25 protein-coding genes are annotated in these 21,831 nt (G+C 59.9%); 5 read left to right on the top strand and 20 right to left on the bottom strand.

The features are described from left to right. Positions 1–30 precede the first annotated feature (30 nt). The 7 genes from lapG to F753_RS0125225 all read right to left on the bottom strand — a co-directional run bounded on the left by lapG (position 31) and on the right by F753_RS0125225 (position 5,846). The gene (gene lapG, locus F753_RS0125230; protein WP_031298248.1) at positions 31–732 is read right to left on the bottom strand and encodes a cysteine protease LapG; all 702 of its coding nucleotides are present in this window, start codon (positions 730–732) and stop codon (positions 31–33) included. Positions 733–760: 28 nt separating this feature from the next. Next, positions 761–1,534, bottom strand: coding sequence for a phosphate ABC transporter ATP-binding protein (locus tag F753_RS44295; protein ID WP_023446588.1), 774 nt, complete (start codon positions 1,532–1,534; stop codon positions 761–763). Positions 1,535–1,537: 3 nt separating this feature from the next. Next, positions 1,538–2,368 carry a phosphate ABC transporter permease PstA gene (gene pstA, locus F753_RS44290; RefSeq protein ID WP_023446587.1) on the bottom strand — a complete coding sequence of 277 codons (831 nt, stop codon included), beginning with the start codon at positions 2,366–2,368 and terminating at the stop codon, positions 1,538–1,540. Continuing rightward, the gene (pstC, locus tag F753_RS44285) at positions 2,365–3,222 is read right to left on the bottom strand and encodes a phosphate ABC transporter permease subunit PstC (protein WP_209320155.1); all 858 of its coding nucleotides are present in this window, start codon (positions 3,220–3,222) and stop codon (positions 2,365–2,367) included. Before pstC ends, pstA begins: the two co-directional genes overlap by 4 nt. Further along, positions 3,188–3,997, bottom strand: coding sequence for a phosphate ABC transporter substrate-binding protein (locus F753_RS44280; RefSeq protein ID WP_023446585.1), 810 nt, complete (start codon positions 3,995–3,997; stop codon positions 3,188–3,190). Before F753_RS44280 ends, pstC begins: the two co-directional genes overlap by 35 nt. A 10-nt stretch (positions 3,998–4,007) precedes the next feature. After that, on the bottom strand, positions 4,008–5,048 hold the full coding sequence (locus tag F753_RS44275; protein WP_023446584.1) for a methyltransferase domain-containing protein: 1,041 nt from the start codon (positions 5,046–5,048) through the stop codon (positions 4,008–4,010). 231 nt (positions 5,049–5,279) lie between these two features. Continuing rightward, on the bottom strand, positions 5,280–5,846 hold the full coding sequence (locus F753_RS0125225) for an OprD family outer membrane porin (RefSeq protein ID WP_084799403.1): 567 nt from the start codon (positions 5,844–5,846) through the stop codon (positions 5,280–5,282). Positions 5,847–5,932: 86 nt separating this feature from the next. Here F753_RS0125225 and F753_RS44270 point away from each other — a divergent pair, with 86 nt between their 5' ends. Beyond that, positions 5,933–7,024, top strand: a complete 1,092-nt coding sequence (locus tag F753_RS44270) for an IS5-like element ISPa8 family transposase (protein ID WP_023446582.1) — start codon at positions 5,933–5,935, stop codon at positions 7,022–7,024. Positions 7,025–7,156: 132 nt separating this feature from the next. Here F753_RS44270 and F753_RS44265 read toward each other — a convergent pair whose 3' ends face one another. The 9 genes from F753_RS44265 to F753_RS44230 all read right to left on the bottom strand — a co-directional run bounded on the left by F753_RS44265 (position 7,157) and on the right by F753_RS44230 (position 16,501). Beyond that, entirely contained in the window at positions 7,157–8,011 is an 855-nt protein-coding gene (locus tag F753_RS44265) for an OprD family outer membrane porin (protein ID WP_084799402.1), read from the bottom strand. Positions 8,012–8,055: 44 nt separating this feature from the next. Then, the gene (locus tag F753_RS48815) at positions 8,056–8,460 is read right to left on the bottom strand and encodes a DoxX family protein (protein ID WP_023446580.1); all 405 of its coding nucleotides are present in this window, start codon (positions 8,458–8,460) and stop codon (positions 8,056–8,058) included. 77 nt (positions 8,461–8,537) lie between these two features. After that, positions 8,538–9,617 (bottom strand): FAD-dependent oxidoreductase, encoded by a 1,080-nt coding sequence (locus tag F753_RS44260; protein ID WP_023446579.1) that lies wholly within the window; start codon positions 9,615–9,617, stop codon positions 8,538–8,540. Next, positions 9,614–11,806, bottom strand: coding sequence for an FAD-dependent oxidoreductase (locus F753_RS44255; RefSeq protein ID WP_023446578.1), 2,193 nt, complete (start codon positions 11,804–11,806; stop codon positions 9,614–9,616). Before F753_RS44255 ends, F753_RS44260 begins: the two co-directional genes overlap by 4 nt. Continuing rightward, positions 11,799–12,767 carry a hypothetical protein gene (locus F753_RS44250; RefSeq protein ID WP_023446577.1) on the bottom strand — a complete coding sequence of 323 codons (969 nt, stop codon included), beginning with the start codon at positions 12,765–12,767 and terminating at the stop codon, positions 11,799–11,801. The genes F753_RS44255 and F753_RS44250 overlap by 8 nt, the downstream gene beginning before the upstream one ends. After that, positions 12,767–14,152 (bottom strand): SLC5/6 family protein, encoded by a 1,386-nt coding sequence (locus F753_RS44245; protein WP_031298231.1) that lies wholly within the window; start codon positions 14,150–14,152, stop codon positions 12,767–12,769. Before F753_RS44245 ends, F753_RS44250 begins: the two co-directional genes overlap by 1 nt. Positions 14,153–14,167: 15 nt before the next feature. Continuing rightward, entirely contained in the window at positions 14,168–15,145 is a 978-nt protein-coding gene (gene arsS, locus F753_RS44240; protein WP_023446575.1) for an arsenosugar biosynthesis radical SAM (seleno)protein ArsS, read from the bottom strand. Between the two features lie 80 nt (positions 15,146–15,225). Further along, positions 15,226–15,906 carry a haloacid dehalogenase type II gene (locus F753_RS44235; protein WP_023446574.1) on the bottom strand — a complete coding sequence of 227 codons (681 nt, stop codon included), beginning with the start codon at positions 15,904–15,906 and terminating at the stop codon, positions 15,226–15,228. 64 nt (positions 15,907–15,970) lie between these two features. Beyond that, a complete protein-coding gene (locus F753_RS44230; protein ID WP_023446573.1) occupies positions 15,971–16,501 on the bottom strand; it encodes a TetR/AcrR family transcriptional regulator in 531 nt (176 codons plus the stop codon). Between the two features lie 320 nt (positions 16,502–16,821). Here F753_RS44230 and F753_RS44225 point away from each other — a divergent pair, with 320 nt between their 5' ends. Further along, positions 16,822–17,394 (top strand): carboxymuconolactone decarboxylase family protein, encoded by a 573-nt coding sequence (locus F753_RS44225; protein ID WP_023446571.1) that lies wholly within the window; start codon positions 16,822–16,824, stop codon positions 17,392–17,394. A gap of 303 nt (positions 17,395–17,697) precedes the next feature. Here F753_RS44225 and F753_RS44220 read toward each other — a convergent pair whose 3' ends face one another. From F753_RS44220 to F753_RS0125215, 4 genes are all read right to left on the bottom strand, one after another. Beyond that, complete coding sequence (locus F753_RS44220) at positions 17,698–18,474, bottom strand: haloacid dehalogenase type II (protein WP_209320154.1); 777 nt, start codon at positions 18,472–18,474, stop codon at positions 17,698–17,700. A 42-nt stretch (positions 18,475–18,516) separates the two neighbouring features. Then, positions 18,517–18,759: a DUF2790 domain-containing protein gene (locus tag F753_RS44215; RefSeq protein WP_023446569.1), complete on the bottom strand. Its 243-nt coding sequence runs from the start codon at positions 18,757–18,759 to the stop codon at positions 18,517–18,519. A 77-nt stretch (positions 18,760–18,836) separates the two neighbouring features. Continuing rightward, complete coding sequence (locus tag F753_RS44210; RefSeq protein WP_023446568.1) at positions 18,837–19,511, bottom strand: hypothetical protein; 675 nt, start codon at positions 19,509–19,511, stop codon at positions 18,837–18,839. Next, the gene (locus F753_RS0125215) at positions 19,498–19,725 is read right to left on the bottom strand and encodes a sigma factor-like helix-turn-helix DNA-binding protein (RefSeq protein WP_023446567.1); all 228 of its coding nucleotides are present in this window, start codon (positions 19,723–19,725) and stop codon (positions 19,498–19,500) included. Before F753_RS0125215 ends, F753_RS44210 begins: the two co-directional genes overlap by 14 nt. Positions 19,726–19,900: 175 nt before the next feature. On the opposite strand from F753_RS0125215, the gene tnpA reads away from it, so the two are divergent. From tnpA to tnpC, 3 genes are all read left to right on the top strand, one after another. Next, a complete protein-coding gene (tnpA, locus tag F753_RS44205; protein ID WP_023443793.1) occupies positions 19,901–20,236 on the top strand; it encodes an IS66-like element accessory protein TnpA in 336 nt (111 codons plus the stop codon). After that, positions 20,233–20,568, top strand: coding sequence for an IS66 family insertion sequence element accessory protein TnpB (tnpB, locus tag F753_RS44200; protein ID WP_023443792.1), 336 nt, complete (start codon positions 20,233–20,235; stop codon positions 20,566–20,568). The genes tnpA and tnpB overlap by 4 nt, the downstream gene beginning before the upstream one ends. 88 nt (positions 20,569–20,656) lie before the next feature. Next, on the top strand, positions 20,657–21,831 hold a 1,175-nt coding region (tnpC, locus tag F753_RS44195), incomplete at its 3' end, for an IS66 family transposase (RefSeq protein ID WP_023446566.1).

Raw genomic sequence — 21,831 nt, 5'->3', positions numbered from 1 at the left:
ATTGCCAGGCCCTGGAACCCAAATAGTGACCTAGAAGCCCTCCCCACCCATTTTCTTGAGTACATCCTGCCAACGTGAAAGCTTTTTGGTGTCCCCGGCACGCTTGACGCCATCGGCCTTGAACAAATACACGCCCTCCGCATTGAAGGCATACACCGGCAGTAAATCGTTACGCTGACTGGCCGGACGGATCTGATTGATCAGGTTGTCCAGCACCAAGGGTTCGGCACTGCTGCTGGCATAATAGGTCACGACCATATGCGCCTGATTTAGGCGCAACGCTTTGACGTAGGTGATGCGCAATTTGTCTGCGGGAACCTGCAGTTGGCGCAAGCTGAAGTACTTGGCCAAGGAGTAATCCTCGCAGTCGGCCTTACCCTTTATCAGCGCTTCGACCGGTGTGGCCCAGTAATCCTGCTCACCCCAGATCTTGATGTCGTCAACAAACTGCAATACCCGATTGAAATGGCGATTGACGGCGTGCAACTTGTCCATCTCGCCGAGCCCCTGGCTTTGCAGTAGCAGCGCTTGCCAATCCAGAATGCGTTGGCGTGCATCCCCCAATGGACCATGGCGCACTTCTGCACGGCGGATGATTTCCTGGAAGTCCCAACCTGGCTGACGATTAGCCCAGGATGGTCCGAAAAGAACAGCACTTAAACCACAGCCCAATAGCTGCAAGACGGTACGCCGGCTGTATGCCTTGGCTGCGGAGTCTTTGGCACCAGGCATCGGTTCCTGTCCTCCGCATACTGCTGCGCTAGCACAGCAGGCCGTTAAGGTAACGATGAGCCAGGGGATCGCGGCTGCTCTGGAACAGGTCCTGGGTGGGCCCACTCTCCAGCACACAGCCGCAGCCATCACGCACCCAGCACACCGCAACGTGGTCTGCCAGGCGCCTTGCCTGGGCCAGGTTGTGGGTCACCATCAACAACGTGTAGCGCCCCTTGAGGCTATCGATCAGCGCCTCAACCGTGGCGCTGGCCATCGGGTCCAGAGCGCTGCAGGGTTCATCCAGCAACAGCACACTCGGCTGCAAGGCCAGGGCACGGGCGAAGCATAGGCGTTGCTGTTGACCGCCAGACAGTCCCAGTGCCGGCTTATCCAGCCTATCGCGCACTTCATTCCATAATCCCGTGGCCTGCAGGGCCTGCTCAAGACGCTCTTCCAGTACGGCATTGTTGCGCACCCCATGCTCGCGCAAGGCAAAGCGGATATTTTCGGCAATGCTCAAGGGAAAAGGATTTGGCTGCTGGAACACCATGCCGATCTGGCGGCGCAAGGCTTGTACATCTTCGGCTTCGCTCAATACATCCCGACCGTCGATCAGTACACGCCCGCTGACCCGCGCACCCGGCACCAGGTCACTCATGCGATTGACCGCCGACAGCAGGCTGCTCTTGCCGCAGCCACTGGGACCGACCAGGGCCATCAGCTCCCCGGGGGCGACTGCCAATGAGGCGCCTTGCAGCGCGACCTGACCGGCGTAGTGCACGCTGAGGTTTTCAATCTGGATGGAAGGTGGCACGTGCATGACTTATCTCGCAAAGGCTGCCGGCCGACGCCCCAGGCGCCACGCCAGCAATTGAATGATCAGGGCCAGGCCCAGCAGCACCAGAGCCGTAGCCGCAGATGCCGGGCTGCCACCGGAGACGTTCATGGCTAGGTCGTAGATATGCACGGCCAGGGTACGCCCCGAGTCGAATACACTTTCAGGCCAGCGCATCACATAACCGGCGGTAAACAGCAGCACGGCCGTTTCCGCCAGGGCACGCCCCGCACTCAGTACCAGAGCAGCCGCGATACCTGGAGCGGAAAAGGGCAACAGGATGCGCCGCAGGTAACCGACGCGGGAAATCGCCAAGCTGGCAGCAGCTTGTCGATAGCTGTGCGGACAGTCGCGCAGGGCCTGCTCGCAGCCCCGAATAAACAGTGGCAAAACCATGCAGGCCAGGGTGCAACCACCGGCCAGCAGGGAGTAGCCCCAGCCCAGTTCGACTACGAACACGCGGTGCCCAAACAGGCCAAACACCACCGAGGGCACGGCGCCCAGCCCATCGAGGGCCCACTGCAGCGCCAGATTGGCACGGCTGTCCGGGCGCAGCTGCTCCACCAGAAACAGTGCGGTGCCCAGGCCCAGTGGCACGGCAATGGCCAAACAGATCAGCAGCACCCAGAGCGTGGAGAGAATGATCGGGCCAATCCCCCCGCTCCGCCCTGCCTGCTCGGGCGCAGTACTGAGGAAGCTCAGATCCAGATGGCTGAAACCCTCGGCGAAAAGGGTCAGCAGCAGGCTCAGCGGCGCCAGAGCCAGCAGCAGAGCCAGGCTCGCCAGGGCATAACCGCGCCAACGCTCCTGCCGATTCATGTGCGAGCTCCATAGAGGCGGGCCAAGCCCATCAGCAGCAGCGCCAATACCAACAACACCCAGCCACTGAGGTATAACGCCTGCAGGTGAGGACCGGTGGCATAGCTCATCTCCAGGGCGATATTGGCCGTCAGGGTACGCACCGGGTCGAAGATTGACCCCGGCCATTGCACCACATTGCCGGCCACCATCAGCACCGCCATGGTTTCACCCAGGGCGCGCCCCAGTTGCAGCAGGATGGACGGCCATAGCCGTGGCCAGGCAGCAGGCAGCAGCACCCGGCGAATCGCCGACCAGTGAGACACACCCAGACACAGGGCGGCCGGCAGATGGCGGCGAGCGCTTTCACGCAGGATCACATCGGCCTGCACCATCAGCAGCGGCAGAATCATCAAGCCAAGAACGAGTCCTGCCGTGAGCAGACTGGCGCCCGGTGGAAACCAGTTGTTAAGCAGTGGCACCAGTACCACCAACCCCCAGAGCCCATAGACCACGGAGGGAATGCTGGCCATAAGGCCAAGCAGCGCCGAGTAGGCACTGGCCAGCGGCCTGGGTGCGTAGAAGATCAGCCAGATGCTGACCAACAGGCCGGCCGGCACTGCCAGCAACAGGGCCAGCACGCTGCTAAGCAAACTGGCTGCCAGCATGGCCTGCAAGCCGAATAAGCCCTTGCTCGGCTGCCAGCTGTTACCAAGCAGATTGCCGGGGTCCTGCAGCAGTGGCCAGCTGGCCTGGGTCAGAAACACTAGTATCAGTAACAAGATCACCGCCGCAGCCAAGGCACACAGCAGGCTGAGCGAGCGCAGCAGACTGTCGGCGCTATCGCGTCGGAACAAAGGCGTGCTGTTGGACAAGGTCGGTCACCTCGCTGGATTGGGCAAAGTCCAATAGCGCCCGGGTGTTGGCATCCGGCTCGCCGCGCACCACCAGGTTGAGGGTGCGGCTCAATGGGTAGTGACCATCACGCACGGCCTGACTCGATGCCGTTTGTCCATCCAGGGCCAGCAGCTTAATGGGCACGCCCTGCCCCGCTTCATACTCGGCGCTGCCGATCGACACATAACCAATGGCAAAAGGATTCCCCGCCACAGACTTGATGCCTTGCTGGTTGTCACCTATGACCAGGTCCGGCCGCACATCGCCGTTGTCGAGGTGGAAATGCTGCAGAAACAACTCCAGGGTCGAACGCCCTTCTGCCTTGTGTACCTTGACCACCGAGCCTGACGGGCCATCAAGCGCTGACCAGTCACTGACCTTGCCGGTGTAGATATCGACCACCTGCTCGCCCGTGATCTGGGTCAGGGGGTTGCTGGCGTGCACGATCAGGGCAATGCCATCGTCGGCGATGGGATAGGCCTGCAGTTCTTGTTCCGCACTTGTCAGGGCACGCGAGGCCATGCCGATCGAGGCCAGGCCATGGCGCACATCCTGAATGCCGCGTGAGGTACCGCCCGATTGCACGTCCACGTGGATATCAGGGTTCAACGCCTCAAAACGCTTGCCGATGTCCGCCATCAATGGGGCGATGGTGCTTGAGCCCGAGACACTGATGGTCTGCTTCTGCTCCGGTGAGCAGGCACTGAGTAGCAATACAGAGCAGGCAACGGCACACAACTTCCGAGTCAGCATTCCCTTCTCCTCAGCAGCAGCTGGCTGCAGTGCCGGGCGCAGCGCCCTGATCGAACGGCAGACCACCGCCACAGCCCTCGAACAAACCGAAGTGCCGGCTGAAGTCGCCGATAAACTCGAAATGCGCGGCAAAGCGGCTGTCCTTGAGCATGCGCCAGGTGTTGCCACACACCGGGAACACCCGGCCTGTTTCGATGCGGTGGTGTTTATCCAGCACAAAGGCAGTGGGCGCACCGGCAATGCTGCCACGATAGATCACGGCCTGGCCGTAGTCCTCGCAGGCCGGCTCCAGACCATCGAGCTTGAACAGCCGGTAGGTGGCGGAAAAGAAACGTGCGTCACCCAGTTTTGCCGCCAGAGCCGGGTCAGTAATCTCGATGGGCTGATCCTCTACTAGGCGTGGGTCGGCAAAGCCATGCCGGCGGGCCAGGTTCTCGAAGTCATTCCAGTACAGGGCGCCGCCCAGGCACTCACCGTACAACACCTCATCCTGGCGCAGCTCGTCAGCCAGACGACGATCCGCGTACACATCGGAGAAGTACAACTCGCCGCCCGGCTTGAGCAGGCGATAGGCCTCGCGCAACACGCTGTCCTTGTCGGGTGACAGATTGATCACGCAGTTGGACACGATCACATCGAAGCTGGCGTCGGCCAGGTCCAATGCCGCCAGGTCCTCGATATAGCCGTGGCGAAATTCCACATTGGCGTAGCCGAACTGCGCGGCGTGGTAATCCAGATGGGCATTGGCCACCGCCAGCTGCTCGGCGGTCATGTCCACGCCGAGCACGGAGCCCTCGGCCCCGACCAGTTGCGCCAGGACATAACAATCGCGGCCCGAGCCGCTGCCCAGATCAAGCACCCGGCAGCCCTCCAGCAGGGCCGGTGCGACCAGACCGCAGCCGTAATAACGGGCGCTGACTTCGTGATGAACCTTTGCCAGCAGTGGCTTGAGCCAGTTCGGCATGCTGCTGGGATCACAGCAGGCACTGGTTTTCAGATCGCCGCTGTTCTGCAGGACTTTGCCGTAATAGTTTTGTACCGACTCGTGCATGGAAAACCTCTTTTCGGGATGTCGATTGGCGAACAGTGCGCGCCGACAAACAGGATCGATTACTGAGATGTCACTTAACTACTAGATAAAAACAAAAGCGCTTTGTTACAGCTCAATAGCGCTGGCAAAGAGCCAAGAAAAAGATAAAAAAAGGGGGCCATGGCCGACACAGCCCCCAAGACGGGGAGGAAAGGAGCAACCCCTATTTTTCACTCCACGACGAGTGAAACCTTAAAGCAGGCTAAGCGGGTACTCGACGATCAAACGAACATCGTCGGCGTCCCCGTCAATCTGGTTGGAAGAACCACGGTGCACGGCATGCCGAACGCGCAGGGAGAGATCCTTGGCCGGGCCGCTCTGCACGATGTACTTGGCTTCCAGGTTACGTTCCCAATGTTTTTCGTTACGGGCATCGGCATCGAAGAAGCCACCACGGTCGTCCGCATCGGTGCTGTCGATATCGCTGCCACGCACATAGCGCGCCATCAAGGTCAGGCCCGGCACGCCATAGCTAGCCATGTCCAGGTCATAACGCAGTTGCCAGGAGCGTTCGCCCGGAGCGTTGAAGTCGGAGTACTGCACCGAGTTGGCCAGGTAAATGCCATCGAAACCGATGTAATCGAAACCGGCGTCATCGTCGATCTGCTGATAGGCCAGGGTCACTGCATGGGCCCCCCAGGCGTATTTGCTGGCCAGCGACCAGTCGGTGTTGCCGATCTCACCGGCCAGCGCGCGGCCACGGTCGTTGGTGCGATAGACATTCAGATCAAAGCCCAGCGAGCGTTCGCTACCTAGCAGCCTGTTGAAATTCGCCTACGCCCTGTCTGGCTTTGCGGCGTAAGGTTTACGATATCGGCTCCAATCTGCCGGGAACCCCGATTTCCATGCGTGGCGCCGATATCACTCAGGAATCCTTGTTCACTGTCGCCAAGCTCGATGACTTCGTGCCAGCGACTCACCCCCTGCGCGCCATCCGCAAGCTGGCAGACACCGCTCTGCAGCGGATGAGCGCCCTGTTCGACACCTTGTATGCCGACACCGGCCGCGCCTCGATCGCCCCCGAGAAGCTGATGCGGGCGCAGTTGCTGCAGTTGTTCTACTCGCTGCGCAGCGAGCGGATGCTGATGGAACAGCTGGGCTACAACCTGCTGTTCCGCTGGTTCGTCGGCCTGGCCATTGATGATCCGGTGTGGGATCACTCGGTCTTCTCGAAGAATCGTGACCGCCTCAATGCCCAGGCCGTGGCCACCGAATTTCTGAACGAGGTGGTACGCCTGGCGGAGAAGCAGGGGCTGATCTCGGATGAGCACTTCTCGGTCGACGGCACATTGCTGCAAGCCTGGGCCTCTCAGAAGAGTTTCCGTCCCAAGGACGATACGCCAGACGACCCGGGCCCCGGCCCGCGCAATGCCCAGCCAGACTTCAAGGGGCACAAGCGCAGCAACGACACCCACGCCTCGACCAGCGATCCGGATGCCCGGCTGTACCGCAAGAGCCACAACACCGGCGCGCAGCTGAGTTACATGGGGCATGTACTGATGGAACACCGCAGTGGCCTGGTGCGCAATGCTCATGTGACTCTGGCCGGTGGCCATGGCGAACGCGAAGCCGCGCTGGCGATGCTGAGCAAGCTGGGTGGTCGCCGTCGACGCACCTTGGCCGCGGACAAGGCTTACGACACGGCAGACTTCGTGGCCGCCTGTCGTGCCCTCGGCGTGACACCCCATGTTGCGCAGAACACCAATGGTCGGCGCAGCGCCATCGATGGCCGTACCACGCGCCACGCCGGCTATGGTCTGAGCCTGAAGATTCGCGCCTGGATCGAAACCCACTTCGGCTGGCTCAAGGCGGCGGCCGGGCTGCGCCAGGTGAAGCAACGCGGACTTGAGCGTGTCGACGCGCTGTTCCAGCTGGCCATGGCGGCAAGCAACCTGGTGCGCCTGCCGAAGCTGCTGGCTACAGGCTCAATGGCATGAGCGCGTTGACGGGGAAGGTGCGCCCGGCACCTGTGAAATCGGGCTACTTCACCTGCTCGACGCCCTGAGCAAGAGCGCGTGGCCGCGAGCACTGCCGCTACAACGCAGTGCTCGCAGTCATCACAGCGAATTTCAACAGGCTGCTAGGTCGAGGGTATAGGCCAGCCCCGCGTAATAGCGCCGCCAGGTGTCTTCGACTTGAGAGCCATACAGGCTGAGGGAAAGACTTTCCGCTGGCGCATAGGTCAGGCCCGCCCAACTGATCGAATCCCCCACGTCGCCGGCATACTGAATAAGCAACTCATCATCCGAATTGCTGCTGTTGAACGCATTCATGGCCGTAATGTGGCCAGCGTCCAGGCTCACGCCCTCGATTTCCTCGCTGCTTAAGAAAAAGCCTGTGGCGGTTTCCGGTAACAGGCGAGCATCGCCGGTTCCAACTACCGGGTTGGCGAATTGCTGCTCACCGAATTTGAGCACGGTGTTTGACACCCGCAGCTTGACCACCCCGCCTGCCTCGCTCCAGTCCCGCTCGGGCTCGCCATCGCTGCCGATGGGTGCCAGCAAGGTCCCGGTGCGGCCACCGCCGCCATCGAGACGGATACCGAGAAAGCCATAGGCATCCACACCGAAGCCAACCGTACCCTGGGTAAAGCCGGATTCGTAGAAACCCATGATCCCGTAGGCGGCCTCCTCGCGGTAACCGTTTTCCTGACCGGGTTTGTTTGCATTGGTACCGGCGCCATTGAAGCCGCCGTTGCGGAAATCACGGTTGAAATAAAAGGCGCGATTGAGCAGGTTGAAACTGCTGTCCTGGATAAAACCCTGCGCCTCCGATTGCTGACTGGCCAGGGCCGTTTGGCTGAAGGCTGCTGCCACAGCCAGGCCGCACATACTGAGTGTAAAGCGGTGCATTGGATACCCCTCTTGCGTAGGCGATGCGCCACCTGTGAGTAGCGCTTGTTGTTGTGCCAATGCCAGCCACATCTTGCTGACCTACTTCGAGTCGATATCCAGTGCTTTGTTACAACTCAGTATTTTTTGCTCAGCACCCATTTGTCTTCATCGCGATAGGCAATCAGTAACAGGCTGGCCGCGAAGATGATCAACGAGGGATAGAACAGCGCGTTGCTGCCTTCGAATACCCAGCTCCAGGGGTCGATAACCGACTGCATCACCGCCAGCAGCGACGCACCGTTGAGCACGACCTGCAGCGGATATACCCAGCGCCGGGCAAAGCCGACAACCACCGCCAGGCCGACCAGCATCTGCAACACGCCCGCTATACGCATCGCGCCCTCGGCCGCGAGAAAGCCGAAGTAGAACTTGTTGGCCACCGCCATACCGTGCTCGACATTGAACACCTTGTCCGCGCCCCAGATCACCAATAGCCAACCAAGCGAAATGCGCAGCAACAGCAGGGTCCAGTTTTTCATGCAATGTCTCCTTTAACGGCCGACCTTCAAGCCGGCATAGGGTTAGCCCAACCCACATGGTTGAGCAGTGGTGGGGATTACGGCGTGCCGTGGTGGCGGTCGATAAAGCGCCGATCAAGACGGTCTTTCCAGCGTCCCAGCAAGGCGCCCTCTGCCGTCATGCCAGACCAACTGAGTAAGGCACCACCTTGGCCGTCGGCCAATAGCGCCAGAGCGCGACGTTGTGGTTGAAAGCGCGTCAGTGGCTGGCCGGACAGTGCGGCACCCAAATTGGCCGCCAATACAGGGCCCTGGCGTACGGCATAGACACCGCTACGGGGAGTTGCTGTCAGGCTGGCACAGTCACCGGCGGCAAATACATGGGGGTGTGAAAGGCTCTGCAATGTCTGACCGACGCGCACGAACCCGTGCTCGTCGCAGTCCAGGCCAGACAGGCCAACCCAGGGTAAAGCGCTGGCGCCAGTGGCCAGAATCACCCGGATACCGCACCAGACAAGCCGATCTCCCGCAACCAAGGCATCGCCATGAATTGAGTCGACGGCCACGCCCTCCTCGACCCTGACTCCGGCATCTGCCAGATGACGCAAGGCACGCTGGCGCAGCGCAAGGGGATGGCCGGCCAAAACCCTGGCGCTACTCAACAAGGTCAGCTGTGGCACCTGGGACGCCACAGCCAACGCCAGCTCTACCCCCGCAGCGCCGCCGCCCAGAATGGCTAATGCCTGGGGAGCCTGTTGCCAGCGTTGCCAGCCCTGCAGAAAGCTGTCGAATGGCTTGACCGGCAGGATATCCAGCAAGCTCTCACCCACTTGCGGCGCCTTGGGTATGGAGCCGAGATTGAGTGACAGCCAGGTGGCCGAATACTGCCTGCCATCAGCCAGTTCGACGCACCTGGCGGACGAATCCAACCTTTCGACCTGTCCCTGCAGCAGCTCGACACCGGCAGCAGCGCAGAGAGCCTGCAGAGGTATGCGGCATTGTTCGGCGCGGTGACGGCCGGTCAGCAGGCCTGGCAACATGCCCGAGTACCAGGCATATGGCCCCGGACTGATCAGGCCGATGCGCCCTTTGGGTCGTTGGCCACTCATCCACAAGCGCAGCACGCCTAGATGGGCGTGGCCCGCCCCCGCAAGCAACAGGTCGAATTGACCGTTCAAAGCGCTTTCTCGCTCACCTTGAGCTCAGCTTGAACGTCGGTTTTGCTCGTGCCAAGGCGCCAGTGATGGAAACGTGCCACCCAGTTCAATACCCCCTGCGGGGCATGGGCACGCTTCCATTCGCCAGCCACATACTTGTTGGCTTCGGCCATGGTTGGGTAGATATGAATGGTGCCGAGCACCTTGTTCAGGCCATAGCCCTGCTTCATCGCCGCCACGTACTCGGCAATCAGCTCACCGGCATGTTCGCCGACAATGGTCACACCCAGAATGCGGTCCTTGCCAGGTTCGGTCAGCACCTTGATATAGCCATGGGCGGCTTCGTCGGCGATGGCGCGGTCCAGATCGTCAATGCCAAAGCGGCTGACCTCATAGGCGATGCCCTGCTCTTTGGCGTCCTGTTCGTTGAGCCCGACACGTGCCACTTCCGGGTCGGTAAAGGTGGCCCAGGGGATCACCCGGTAGTCCACCTTGAAGCGCTTGAAGGTGCCGAACAGACCATTGACCGCGGCAAACCAGGCCTGGTGCGCCGAGGTGTGAGTGAACTGATAAGGGCCGGTGACATCGCCCACGGCGAAGATATTGGGGAAGCGCGTGGCCAGGTATTCATCAACCTCCAGGGTGCCATTGGGACGCACGGCCAGCTGCAGCTCTTCGGCGCCGAAACCCTTGACGTTGGCCACCCGGCCCAGGGCCAGCAGCACCTGATCGAAAGCGATGCGCACTTCGCTGTCGTCGGTCAGGTTGAGACAGACCAGTTGCCGCTGACCCTCGACCACTTCAAAGCGCACGGCCTTGTGCCGCAAGCGCAGATCCACGCCATCCTGGCGCAGGCTGGCCATCACCGCCTCGCTGGCCTCCGGGTCTTCACGCACCAGCAGGCGCTCGGCCATTTCCACCTGGGTTACCGCGCTGCCCAACCGCTGGAAGGCCTGAGCCAGCTCGCAACCAATCGGCCCGCCGCCCAGTACCAGCAGGCGCTTGGGTTGCTCGCGCAGATTCCAGACGTTATCCGAGGTCAGCGGCTCGACCTGCTCGATGCCCGGAATCTTCGGCACCAGTGGCCGCGCGCCAGTGGCGATCACGATGGAGCGGGTCCTTAGCGTCTGGCCATTAGCCTCCACTGTCCACGGCGAAGTGATCTTCGCTTCACCCTCGATCACTTCTACGCCCAGGCCGGTGTAGCGCTCAACCGAGTCATGGGGTTCGACATCCGCCACCACTCGCTGCACGCGCTGCATCACCGCGGCGAAGTCCACCTCGGCCTCGATCGGTTTGAAGCCGAGCTTTTCGGCCTTCTTCATTTCATTGGCCAACTTGGCCGAGCGCAACAACGCCTTGGACGGCACGCAGCCGGTATTCAGGCAGTCGCCGCCCATCTTGTGTTTCTCGATCAGCGTGACCTTGGCCTTCACGGCGGCGGCGATATAGGCCGACACCAGGCCGCCGGAACCGGCGCCTATCACCACCAGGTTACGGTCGAAAACCTTAGGCCTGACCCAGCCGGCGTAGACCTTGCGTGCCTTGACCCACTCCAACAGCTTGCGAGCGATCAAAGGGAACAACCCGAGCAGCACGAAGGCACCGAGCAGTCCCGGCGAGAGAATGCCGGACAGCGAGTCCAGTTGGCCGAGCTCGCGCCCTGCATTCACGAAAACCACGGTGCCGGGTAGCATGCCCAACTGGCTGACCCACCAGTAGGTACGCACCGGCAGCTTGGTCAGGCCCATGGCCAGGTTGATCAGGAAGAAGGGGAATACCGGCACCAGACGCAGCGCGAAAAGATAGAAGGCCCCTTCTCGCGCAATGCCTTGGTCGATGCCGGTGAGGCGCTGGCCGAATCTTGCTTGCACCCAGTCGCGCAGCAGGAAACGGCTGCTGAGCATGGCCAAAGTGGCGCCCAGGGTCGAGGCGAACGACACCAGGATGAAGCCCTGCAGCAATCCGAATAGCGCACCGGCCAGCAGAGTCATCAGGGCAGCGCCCGGCAAAGACAGTGCGGTCACCGCGACATAGGCCATGAAGAACAACCCGGCAGCCAGCAACGGATGCGCCGCGACCTGTGAATTCAGGGCGGTCTGTTGTGCCTTGAGGGAAGCGAGATTGAGATACTGGCCGATATCAAAGACGAAGAAGCCCCCCAACAGAACCAGGATCAGGCCCAGTAGAGCGAGTTTGCGGCTATTCATGGTTCTGCGCCTCCAGCGCGATAAGGGGGTGGCAAAGGTTGAAACCGCTCTGCAGGGCAGCGCTACGACGATCTAGAGTCTGGCCAAGAATGCGCGGGCGATAGGAAAGCGCAGCGGGACTTTGGGCAGGCCACTGGCGGTCAAAATCGGCAAGAAAGGCGTCGTGGTCATAGCAGAGCGGCAGTGCCTCGATGAACAGGCCATCGCGCTGGCAACGGTAAAGTGCCCCAGGGTGCCGGGTGCTGGCGATACGGCTGATCAAGCCGTAACACCCATCGCTGAAATTAGGCAGGCCGGCAGCGCCGTTATTGATCAAAGCACCGTGTTCAAGACTGGTCGCCACTGACGAGCACGTGTGACTGGTGGCCAGGACACGGACCCTCGCGCTCCTCATCCAGGCGTTCAGCTGCCGCTGCCTTGCAATGTCACGTAAGGATTCACGCGAGCAGTCCCAGCCGGCCAACGATTGCTCATCACCATGGCTGATCGCTATGCGTTGCCCGTTCACTATGACGAGTGCCGTGCAGGGCCTGACGGCCAAAGCCTCCGCCATCCCAGGCAGACCTTGAACGGTCTGACGCAGTGTTTGCTGTATCGCGTTGGAACGCTCGACCACTGCATCATCGACGGCCATCGGGTAGGCACATCCACAGCCAGCCCCGCTGTCATCCTGGCGCCCCAGTTCGGTCTCGACATTGCCGCGCAGAGGCAGGTGCAACCTCAGCTCCTGCTCGATGTATTGGAAGATTTCAGGATCACGGTCGAACCAATGCGCATCGCCATTGAACACCACCCTCGCCTGCGGTTCGGCTGCGAGCAATGCGCTCAATGCACTCAGCGCCTGGCGGTTGCCATACAGTCCCCCAACCACGTAGAGGGCGTCGCACTCGAACAGGGGTTCACCGCCAAAAGCATCGGGAGCCAGACGATAGTCCAGCGGGCAGTCACGACCGGCGCGCATCAGTTCCGACCTCGCTGAGTGCCGAACAGCCAGCCAGGCAGGATATAGCCGAGCACGCAAAGCCCCAGGCCATAGAGATTGGTACCCAGCAGCAGCGCGTACTTGCCGTCGCCAATGGCCCAGCCCTGAGGAATCCACCCCAGAGTCAGCGCAACCCCCAGGCCAAGACCGGTCCAGAAGCTCAGATGGAAACCCAGGCGAGTCGGAGCGACCAGGCCATGCAGGACGAACACCGGAGCCAGGCCAATGACCATCGTGCCACTGATCGTGGTGGCCTTGAGGATATCGGTACCGGCGATCATCGGTAGATTGCCGAGCAATCCGAACGCCATCATCACCGCCATTCCAACCCCGATGGCCTTCTGCCCCAGGTCACGTCCGGCCAGCTTCGGCAGCTCACGGCCCGCTAGCTTGGCCAGGCTGGAGAAAGTCGAGTCAAGGGTGGAACCGGCAGCGGAAACCATCACCACAGTCATCACCAACAGCGCCCCGATGCCCAGGCTCTTGGCCAACGCGGCAGGCACGTTGTCCGAGGCAGGCAGACCGGTGAGCTGGGCATGCACACCGATCAGACTGAAGGCCAGGATGGCAATGAAACCCAGCACCCCGGCGACCAGAAAAGAGCGACGCATGGTCTTTTCTTCACTAATAAAACCGCGGTCGGTCAGCACCGGGTCATGAAAGCCATAACTGAAGATTTGCAGACCGGCGACCAAGAGCAGATCGACCCCGGCATTCAAAGCCCAATGGCTGGTGCTGGCCAGCTCGGCAGGTGAGTGTTGCGGCAACACCAGGCCAAGCACCCACACCAGCGCGATCACAAAAATAGCCGCCTGCGCTGCGTCGGTGAGGATTGAACTGCGCAGACCACCGCGGAGGCTGTAAGCAAGCGTAACCGCCGTGAACAGCAGTGCAGCAGCAATGAACTCGAAGCTGCCGGAGTCACCGTAATAGCCGCCGACGACTGCGGTGTTGCTCCATACTTCGTTGAACAGGCGAATCAGAATGGCGGCAGAGAACGCCAGAGCCGCGCCACGGCCGTAGTGGCTGCTGAGAAAACTGACCAGACCAGTGGCCGCATATCGTCTGCGCAGACGATAGATGACGAAACCGGTCAGAGGGATGGACAGCCAGTACATGGCATAGGCCAGCCCACCGACCAGGCCATAGCTGGCGCCCAGGTTCGCGGCATTGGTCACCGACTTGGCAAAGATCCAGCTGATGAAGATGCTGGATGTGATGAGCCAGGGCGCTGCACTGCGCCCCTGGCTGTCCTCACCGTTGAAGAAGCCGCCCAGCGTGACCGCACGAGGCGACAGGAGCACCATCAGCGCGCCATAAACCACCAGAAAACCCCAGAAAAAAAAGCCGACAGTGCTATTCATTTCCATGCTCGCTCCCTATTCCCCAAGCGCGCCACCGCAGCTGGACCCTTGTCCAGCAGTGCAGGCATAGCAGTGGTCACGAGTCATGATGGGATTGCCCTCAAGGCTTGCCGCCTGTAGCAGATCCCGCAGATGGGCGCGCTCACGCCCAATCAAACCCGGCATGACCATCGGTAGATCGAGCATCTGATTGAAATCGCAGTCATAGAGGTAGCCTTGCCAGTCGACGCTGACCAGACTTCTGCACATGACCACTCCGAGGTTCTCCGGACGATAGCTATCGCGCAGCAGCTGCATGTAGGCACTGAACGTACCCTTGCTGACCAGCGTGCTGCCGAAACGGGCGATCGGTTGATTGGTGATGGTCAGTAGGTGGTTGAAGACGATGCCGAAATCCTCGGCGAGGTGGGACGTGTAATCCGCCTCGAGTTGAGCTTGCGGGGGCGGCAGGCTAGGTCCTTGCGGGTTATAGACCAGGTTGAGGATGAGCCCACTTCCCTCTTGTCCGTAGCCGAGTCGGTTGAGCAGGCGCAAACCTTCGATGCTCGCATCGAATACGCCATCACCACGCTGCCTATCGACGTTGCCCCGTGAGTAACAGGGTAAGGACGCGGTGACCTCCACGCCCTGCTCGGCGAGAAAGCGAGCCAGCCCTTCATAGCCAGGCTCGCTCAGGATTGTCAGGTTGCAGCGGTCTATGACCCTCAGGCCTTCACGCCGTGCATGGCTGACAACTTCACGAAAGCGCGGATGCATCTCCGGAGCGCCTCCCGTCAGGTCCAACGTCTGCACCGAGTGAGCGTCGATTACCTGATGCAGCAAAACCAGACTCTCGTCGGTCATGGCCTCTTTTCGGGTTGGCCCGGCATTGACGTGGCAGTGCAGGCAGCGCTGGTTGCACTGATAAGTCAGATTGACTTGCAGCGCCTCCAGTTGGCCTCGTGTGATTGCCGGGAAGCTCAGCGCATTTAGCAGGGGTAAAGTGGCATGCATGATGGTTCAGGCTCTTGAAGGTATTGCTCTTTTGAGACGCGAGGTGCCTATTCGTTACGTTTGCAATTCTCGCCACTACGTCATTGAAAGAGTTCAGGCAACCGGTTCGCGATCTCACCAAAGCTTTCAAGTGTGATACTGGGCCGCGTGTCCCACGGATCGAACAGGTTTTCGGGATGGCGGCGCAACCAAGCAGTCTGCAGGCCAGCATGGGCGGCACCGAGCACATCAAAAGGATTGCTTGATACCAGACACAACTGCCCTGTGGGCACGCCACAGCTGTGCAGAAGATGGGCATAGACGGCCGGGTCAGGCTTGAATGAGCGTACTTCCTCGACACTCACCACGGCATCGAAGTAGTGGCGAATCCCGGCACTTTCCAGCAGCCGCTCAACGGCAGCACGACTGCCATTGGAGAAGGCGAACTGGCGTATGCCTTGCTCCTGCAAGGCGCTCAGAACTCCAGGCACATCAGCGAATGCATCAAGGACAGCATAGGCCTGCATGGCTTGCTCAGCCTGCTCTTCCGTGATCTCGACCTCATGTTCGTGGCAGGCGTATGAAAGTGCCTGCCGCGTGCACACTGAGAAGTCACAGTAGTCACGCATCAGTCCCCGACGAAAGCTGTACTCCAATTGTTTCTGTCGCCATGTTCGTGAGATCAGCGACGCCTTGTCGCCGACCAGCTCAGTCAGCCGAGCCAACACGGCCTGGGTATCGATCAAGGTTCCGTAAATATCGTAGGCAACAACGCTTTTCATGGATGCTCCTTTTTGCCTGGCCGCCACATTTCGGACTGAAAAGTCCAAAATATGGCAAAAAAAATCAGCGCAAGTTCGCCATCACCAGCTCGATCACTGTAAGCAGATCTTTCTGTGCAATACCGGACTTTGCCTGGGTGCGCAGCCCACTCATAGCACAGTGCATATAGAGAGCCAGGACAGCAGGAGGCTGACTAGTCGACTGCTCGCCGCGGGCCTGGGCCAGCTCGAAGGCCAGTTCGAATACCTGGCGAAAGCGCCGTGTAGCAAGTTCGATCAGTGGCTGCACCACGGGGTCGCCGGTGGAAAACTCGTTGGCCACATTGACCAGCATGCAGCCGCGCGGTTTGTTCTGTTGCGCGTCGTCAAGCACAGGCAACAAGCAGTCACGGATGAAAGCCAGCGGCGACTCGGCCAGTTCGAGACGCTCGCGCATCTGCTTGGCACGGCTGTCGAAATAGCGGGTGAAGGCGGCTTCGAACAGGTTCTGCTTGTTGCCGAAACTCTCGTACAGGCTGCTCTTGGACAACCCGGTGGCCAGAAGCAGGTCCTGCAAGCTGGTGGCCTCATAGCCCTGACTCCAGAAAAGCTGCATGGCATTTTCCAGCACTTGGTCAGGGTCGAATGTTCTTGGGCGTCCGCGATTCATAGGTCGCATTATGGACCGATCATTATTTAATTCAACACTCACACCCTTGAAGCTGTAACAAAACCTCCCCGGTCGCATCCGAACTCCAGCTTCAGCCACTACAGATGCTGATTGGCTCGACGAGGAGGCAATGCAGATTGACATTCGAACCAATCAGTCCAAAATCAATTACCCCTGTATTGCCTTGTTCTGCCGCCTGCTGAAGGTGACAAGCAAGGCAGCACAGATTTAAAGACCAAACAGTCCAGATAAAGAGGAACAATGCCATGCTCAGCGAATACCCCCTTACCCTGCCCGCCCTCAGCCTCGAGACCAGCACACCCCGCGGTGCCGAGGTGCTGCAGAAGGCCAAGGCGCAGGTCGGTTTTATCCCCAATATGTACGCCAACATGGTCCATTCGCCGGGGCTACTGGAGACCTATCTGGATGGCTACGCGGCCTTTCGCACGGAGTCCGGCTTTACTCCGGCCGAACAGGAAGTGATCTTTCTGGTCATCAGCCGCGAGAACGGCTGCGAGTATTGCGTCTCGGCCCACAGCTTTCTGGCCGACATGAAATCAGGCCTTGCTGCAGATGTGACCAACGCTATCCGTGACGGTAATCCGATCGCCGACGCCAAGCTCGCCGCCCTCGCCGAGTTCACCCGCACCCTCTTCCACACTCGTGGGCTGCCGACGAAGGCCGCTGTCGAAGCCTTCCTGGGGGCTGGTTACAGCGAGCGGCAGATTCTGGAGATTGTCCTGGCCCTGGCGGTGAAAACCCTCAGCAACTACGCCAACCACCTGTTCCATACGCCCCTGGACGAAATGTTCAGTGGGCGTGCCTGGACGCAGAAATAGCCAGCATTTAGCTAGACAGGCAGGATTTTCAGCTAATCAGGCCATAGGCGAAAGTCATCATCTGGAAAGAGGCCTCAGCGGTGCAGTTAAGGTCGTCCTTGCAGAGATGCGAATTGATTCGAGATAACTTGATGCCTGACCAGTATTAATTCTTGCTCCTGAGCTCAGCGCCTCCGGAGGCAGCGCCGAGAACAGCATAGCATTGGAAACTTAACAGGATGATCAATCACTCGCACAGCATAGAAACTGCTCTCCGGCTCCCTGTGATGGCGAGTGATTTGATCTATTTTTTCTGATTTAAATTCAACGTGGCGGCAGCGCCTTCGCAAGCGCTTCAATGTCCTTCACCACATAGTCAGAAGAAGCAACTAATGGATATAGCGACTGACCTGGACGCGACACAAACGCGGTACGCAGGCCAGCGCGCTTTGCTCCCGCAATATCCCAGCCATGAGCAGCAACCAACAGTGCATCTTCTGGCGCTACACCACGCTGCTTTGAGGCCCACTTGTAAACCGCAAGATTAGGCTTGTAGCTCTCAAGCGACTCGCTGCTTAGGTAATCGCTGATCAGGTCATCCAATCCGGCGAACAGCATCTGCGCCTGTACCGCCCTACGCGATGAATTAGTTAGCGCCACCAGGGTATAGCCCTTATCCCTGAGTATCTGCAGCCCAGGACGGACATCTGCATGAGCGGGTAAGCGAGTGATCGGCTCGACGACAGCGGCACGCGCCGCAGCCTCGGTCAAGTTGATACCGTGCGCTTGAGCGACCATCATCAAAGCCGCCGTCCCTACACTACCGAAGTCGTGATATTGCTCAATCGAGGTTTCGACCAATGAGTAGTGCAACATAGTAGAGAACCATAGGCTGAGCAGATCAGGTCGCCCTCCTAACGCCTGGCCAACAGAAACACGCATAGGCTCCAGATTGAGCAGGGTTTCGTTGATATCAAGAAAAATAACCGCAGGGGCTTTAGTGCCAGCAAAAGCATTGGCTTGGGCCAAGCCACTGACAAGTAGCGCGACTGCTAACAAGGTATTGACAAGGGCTCTGCGCATAAGCGTATTTGATTCCATAAACAGTTTTCAATCTAATGTGTAGCGCAACAACTTGCGCGATTAATTGTCTGAGCAACCGCCGCCATGCACCTGATATTGCAGGTAATGAACATTACCCTCAGAGTCTTCATACGTCATGATCGAGGACGTCACGCCACAGATATGGCTGGTGTCGCTTATGTTTATTACTCGCTTGATATCCAGCTTCATACCGTACCGGTAGACGGTTATTTCTTGCGCAGCAACCTGGGCGGAGAACAGCAGACTGGCCGCAATCGAGATAGCAACATGCAATAAACGCATGGGAATTTACCTTTCATTGAGATGAGGGAAGCCACGGTGCGAACCAAGGCTCGCACCGCATGAGGAAATAAAGGGACTTAGAAGGTATGTAACAGGTTGAATGGTGAGGTGGATGTCACCTGAGCCAAACCAACTGCATGTACCTGATCGTAGGCGGCCTCGGCAACGAGCACGCCGTCCTGCTGCCACAGGTAGATGGACAAACCATTTTTGCTCAACTTCTGGGCTTGGGCATCCTGGCGCGATAACGATACTGACCCAAAGCGCTGTGGGTCATAGCTGGTTTGATACTGAGTAATTCGCCGACCTGCTTCATCTATGAAAATAATCTGAGTGGCAAGCGCGCCAAGCAACGTGCAATAGCGCGCGCCCTTGAGTGAGGCACTCGTGGCAGTAGGCCGCACGTCTTGCACCATAAAGTCCAGACGATCCATGGCTGTGCGCAATTGCTCAACCGAGGAAGCCTGCACATCCAGCTTATTGATCCGCACATGGTTGATGAATACCTCTTCACTGATGCGTAAACGCAGCTCGGCCAATGCCTGATTGGGCTGAAGCTGAGTACTCAGCAAGGGCGTGATTACAGCGACCAGCACCAGGCAACAAGCAATCGCGGCAAGTCGCATCCGGCTGAATCTCTGCTGTGGCGCACGCTTGAGTCGGCGCTGCAAACGCTCATATTGCAGATCGTCGAGCGCTGGCTGCCTAAGTAAGTCAGCAAACTGCGAGCGGAGTGGATCAGGATTGCTCATATGCATCTCCCAAGGAGCCAGCCTGCGGCTGGGCCATGCTATTAACCTTTTGACGCATGCGGTGCAGTCGCGACAGGATGGAGCCACGCGGTTGACCGAGTTGCAACGCGATCTCGCTCGCTGACATTTCTTCAGCGGCCCAGAGGAACATCACCTCACGCTCGCCAGGGCTGAAGGTTTGCCAAACCGACTGCAACCTACGCTCATCGATCAAGCTACGCTCGAGACAGGCTTCTGTACCCGGAAATTCATCCGGAAACTCCAACGACTCGAAAGGTACACGCTGGGTAACCGTCCGCCGAACCCATCTCCCCGCTTCTTCCCGATAACGGCATGGTGTCCACCTATTTTTGGTGGACACCATTTCAAGCCACTTTCTGGAGGGTTTCGTGTCTCGACAGCGCCGTACATTCCCCAAGGCTTTCAAGGCCCAAGTCATCGAAGAGTGCGCCCAGTCCGGGGCTTCCGTCGCCGGCGTGGCGCTCAGTCACGGGCTCAATGCCAACCTGGTGCATAAATGGATTCGCAAGCAGCGCGAGCCGCTACCGGTCGTGTCTGCACGCTTTGTCCCGGTGCCGCTCGGCTTTCTGCCTGCCGGGCGTACCGGCTCCGAGGAGCTGACGATACGAATCGAAATTCCCTACCACGCCGGCAGTCTGTCGGTGCACTGGCCGGTGGAGGACGGCGAGGGCTGTGCACGTTTGCTTCGCGGGCTGCTCGCATGATCCGCATCGAACGCATCTGGCTGGCCACCGAGCCACTGGACATGCGCGCCGGCACTGAAACAGCCCTGGCGCGGGTTGTTCAGGTGTTCGGTGCGGCGCAGCCGCACACGGCTTACCTGTTCACCAACAAGCGCGCTAACCGGATGAAAGTGCTGGTGCACGACGGCTTCGGTGTCTGGCTCGCGGCCCGCCGCCTTAACGAGGGCGGCTTCGTTTGGCCCGGTCGCGAGCAGGGCACGCAGCGCGAGCTGAACCCCGAGCAGTTGCAAGCGCTGGTGGTCGGCCTGCCTTGGAAACGGCTGGGGCAGGACGCCGCGATCAGCCTGCTGTAACACCCGCATCGGCTATCAACCATCGCTGCGCGGCAATTCACCGAACGCCTTATCGTCAGGTAAGGACGGGGCCGTCACAATCGGCCACATGCCCTCGACGACCTTCGACCATCTGACCCCCGAGCAACTGCGCGAACTGGCCGCGCAGTTGGCCGAGCGTGTCGTCCACCTTGATCAGCAGGTATCCGGTCTCAGCCAGCAGGTTCACTTCCACAAGACCCGCAACGAGCAGTTGGCCCACGAGATCGCGATCCTCAAGCGTCACAAGTTCGCCAAGCGAAGTGAGCAACTGAGCCCCGATCAGATCAGCCTGCTTGATGAACTGCTCGACACCGATATCGCCGCTATCGAGGCAGAACTGAAAGCCGTAAATCCCCCAGCGGCCCAGGGCGAACCCCGCCAGCAGCCCAAGCGTGCGCCGCTACCGGCCCAGTTTCCGCGCACCCTGATCCATCACGAGCCGGACAACACCCAGTGTGCCTGCGGCTGCCAGCTCAAGCGGATCGGCGAGGACGTCAGCGAAAAGCTCGACTACACGCCGGGCACCTTCACGGTGGAACGGCACATCCGTGGCAAGTGGGTCTGCGACCAGTGTGAGACGCTGATCCAGGCACCGGTGCCAGCTCAGGTGATCGACAAGGGCATCCCCACTGCCGGCCTGCTGGCTCATGTCATGGTGGCCAAATACGCCGACCATCTGCCGCTGTACCGGCAAGAGAAGATCTTTGGCCGTGCGGGTCTACCTATCGCGCGCTCGACATTGGCACAGTGGGTCGGACAAACCGGCGTGCAGCTCCAGCCGCTGGTCGACGCCTTGCGCGAAGCGGTACTGGCGCAAGGTGTGATTCACGCCGACGAAACCCCGGTGCAGATGCTGGCCCCAGGCGAGAAGAAAACCCATCGGGCTTACGTTTGGGCTTACTGCACCACGCCCTTCGCCGACCTGAAGGCGGTGGTCTACGACTTCAGCCCGAGCCGCGCTGGCGAACACGCACGTAACTTCCTCGGCTCCTGGGGCGGCAAGCTGGTCTGTGATGATTTTGCGGGCTACAAGGCCAGCTTCGAGCAAGGCATCACCGAAATCGGCTGCATGGCCCACGCCCGGCGCAAGTTCTTCGACCTGCACGTAGCTAACAAAAGCCAGTTGGCCGAGCAGGCGCTGCACTCGATCGCCGGCCTCTATGAAATCGAACGGCAGGCGCGTGACTTGAGTGCTGAGGATCGGTGGCGGATACGGCAGGGAAAAACCTCGCCGATCCCCAA

Origin of the sequence: Stutzerimonas chloritidismutans AW-1 (assembly GCF_000495915.1) — a bacterium.
Classification (GTDB): domain Bacteria; phylum Pseudomonadota; class Gammaproteobacteria; order Pseudomonadales; family Pseudomonadaceae; genus Stutzerimonas; species Stutzerimonas chloritidismutans.
Note: the sequence above shows the minus strand (reverse complement) of the source record. Positions and strands in the feature narration are given on the sequence as shown.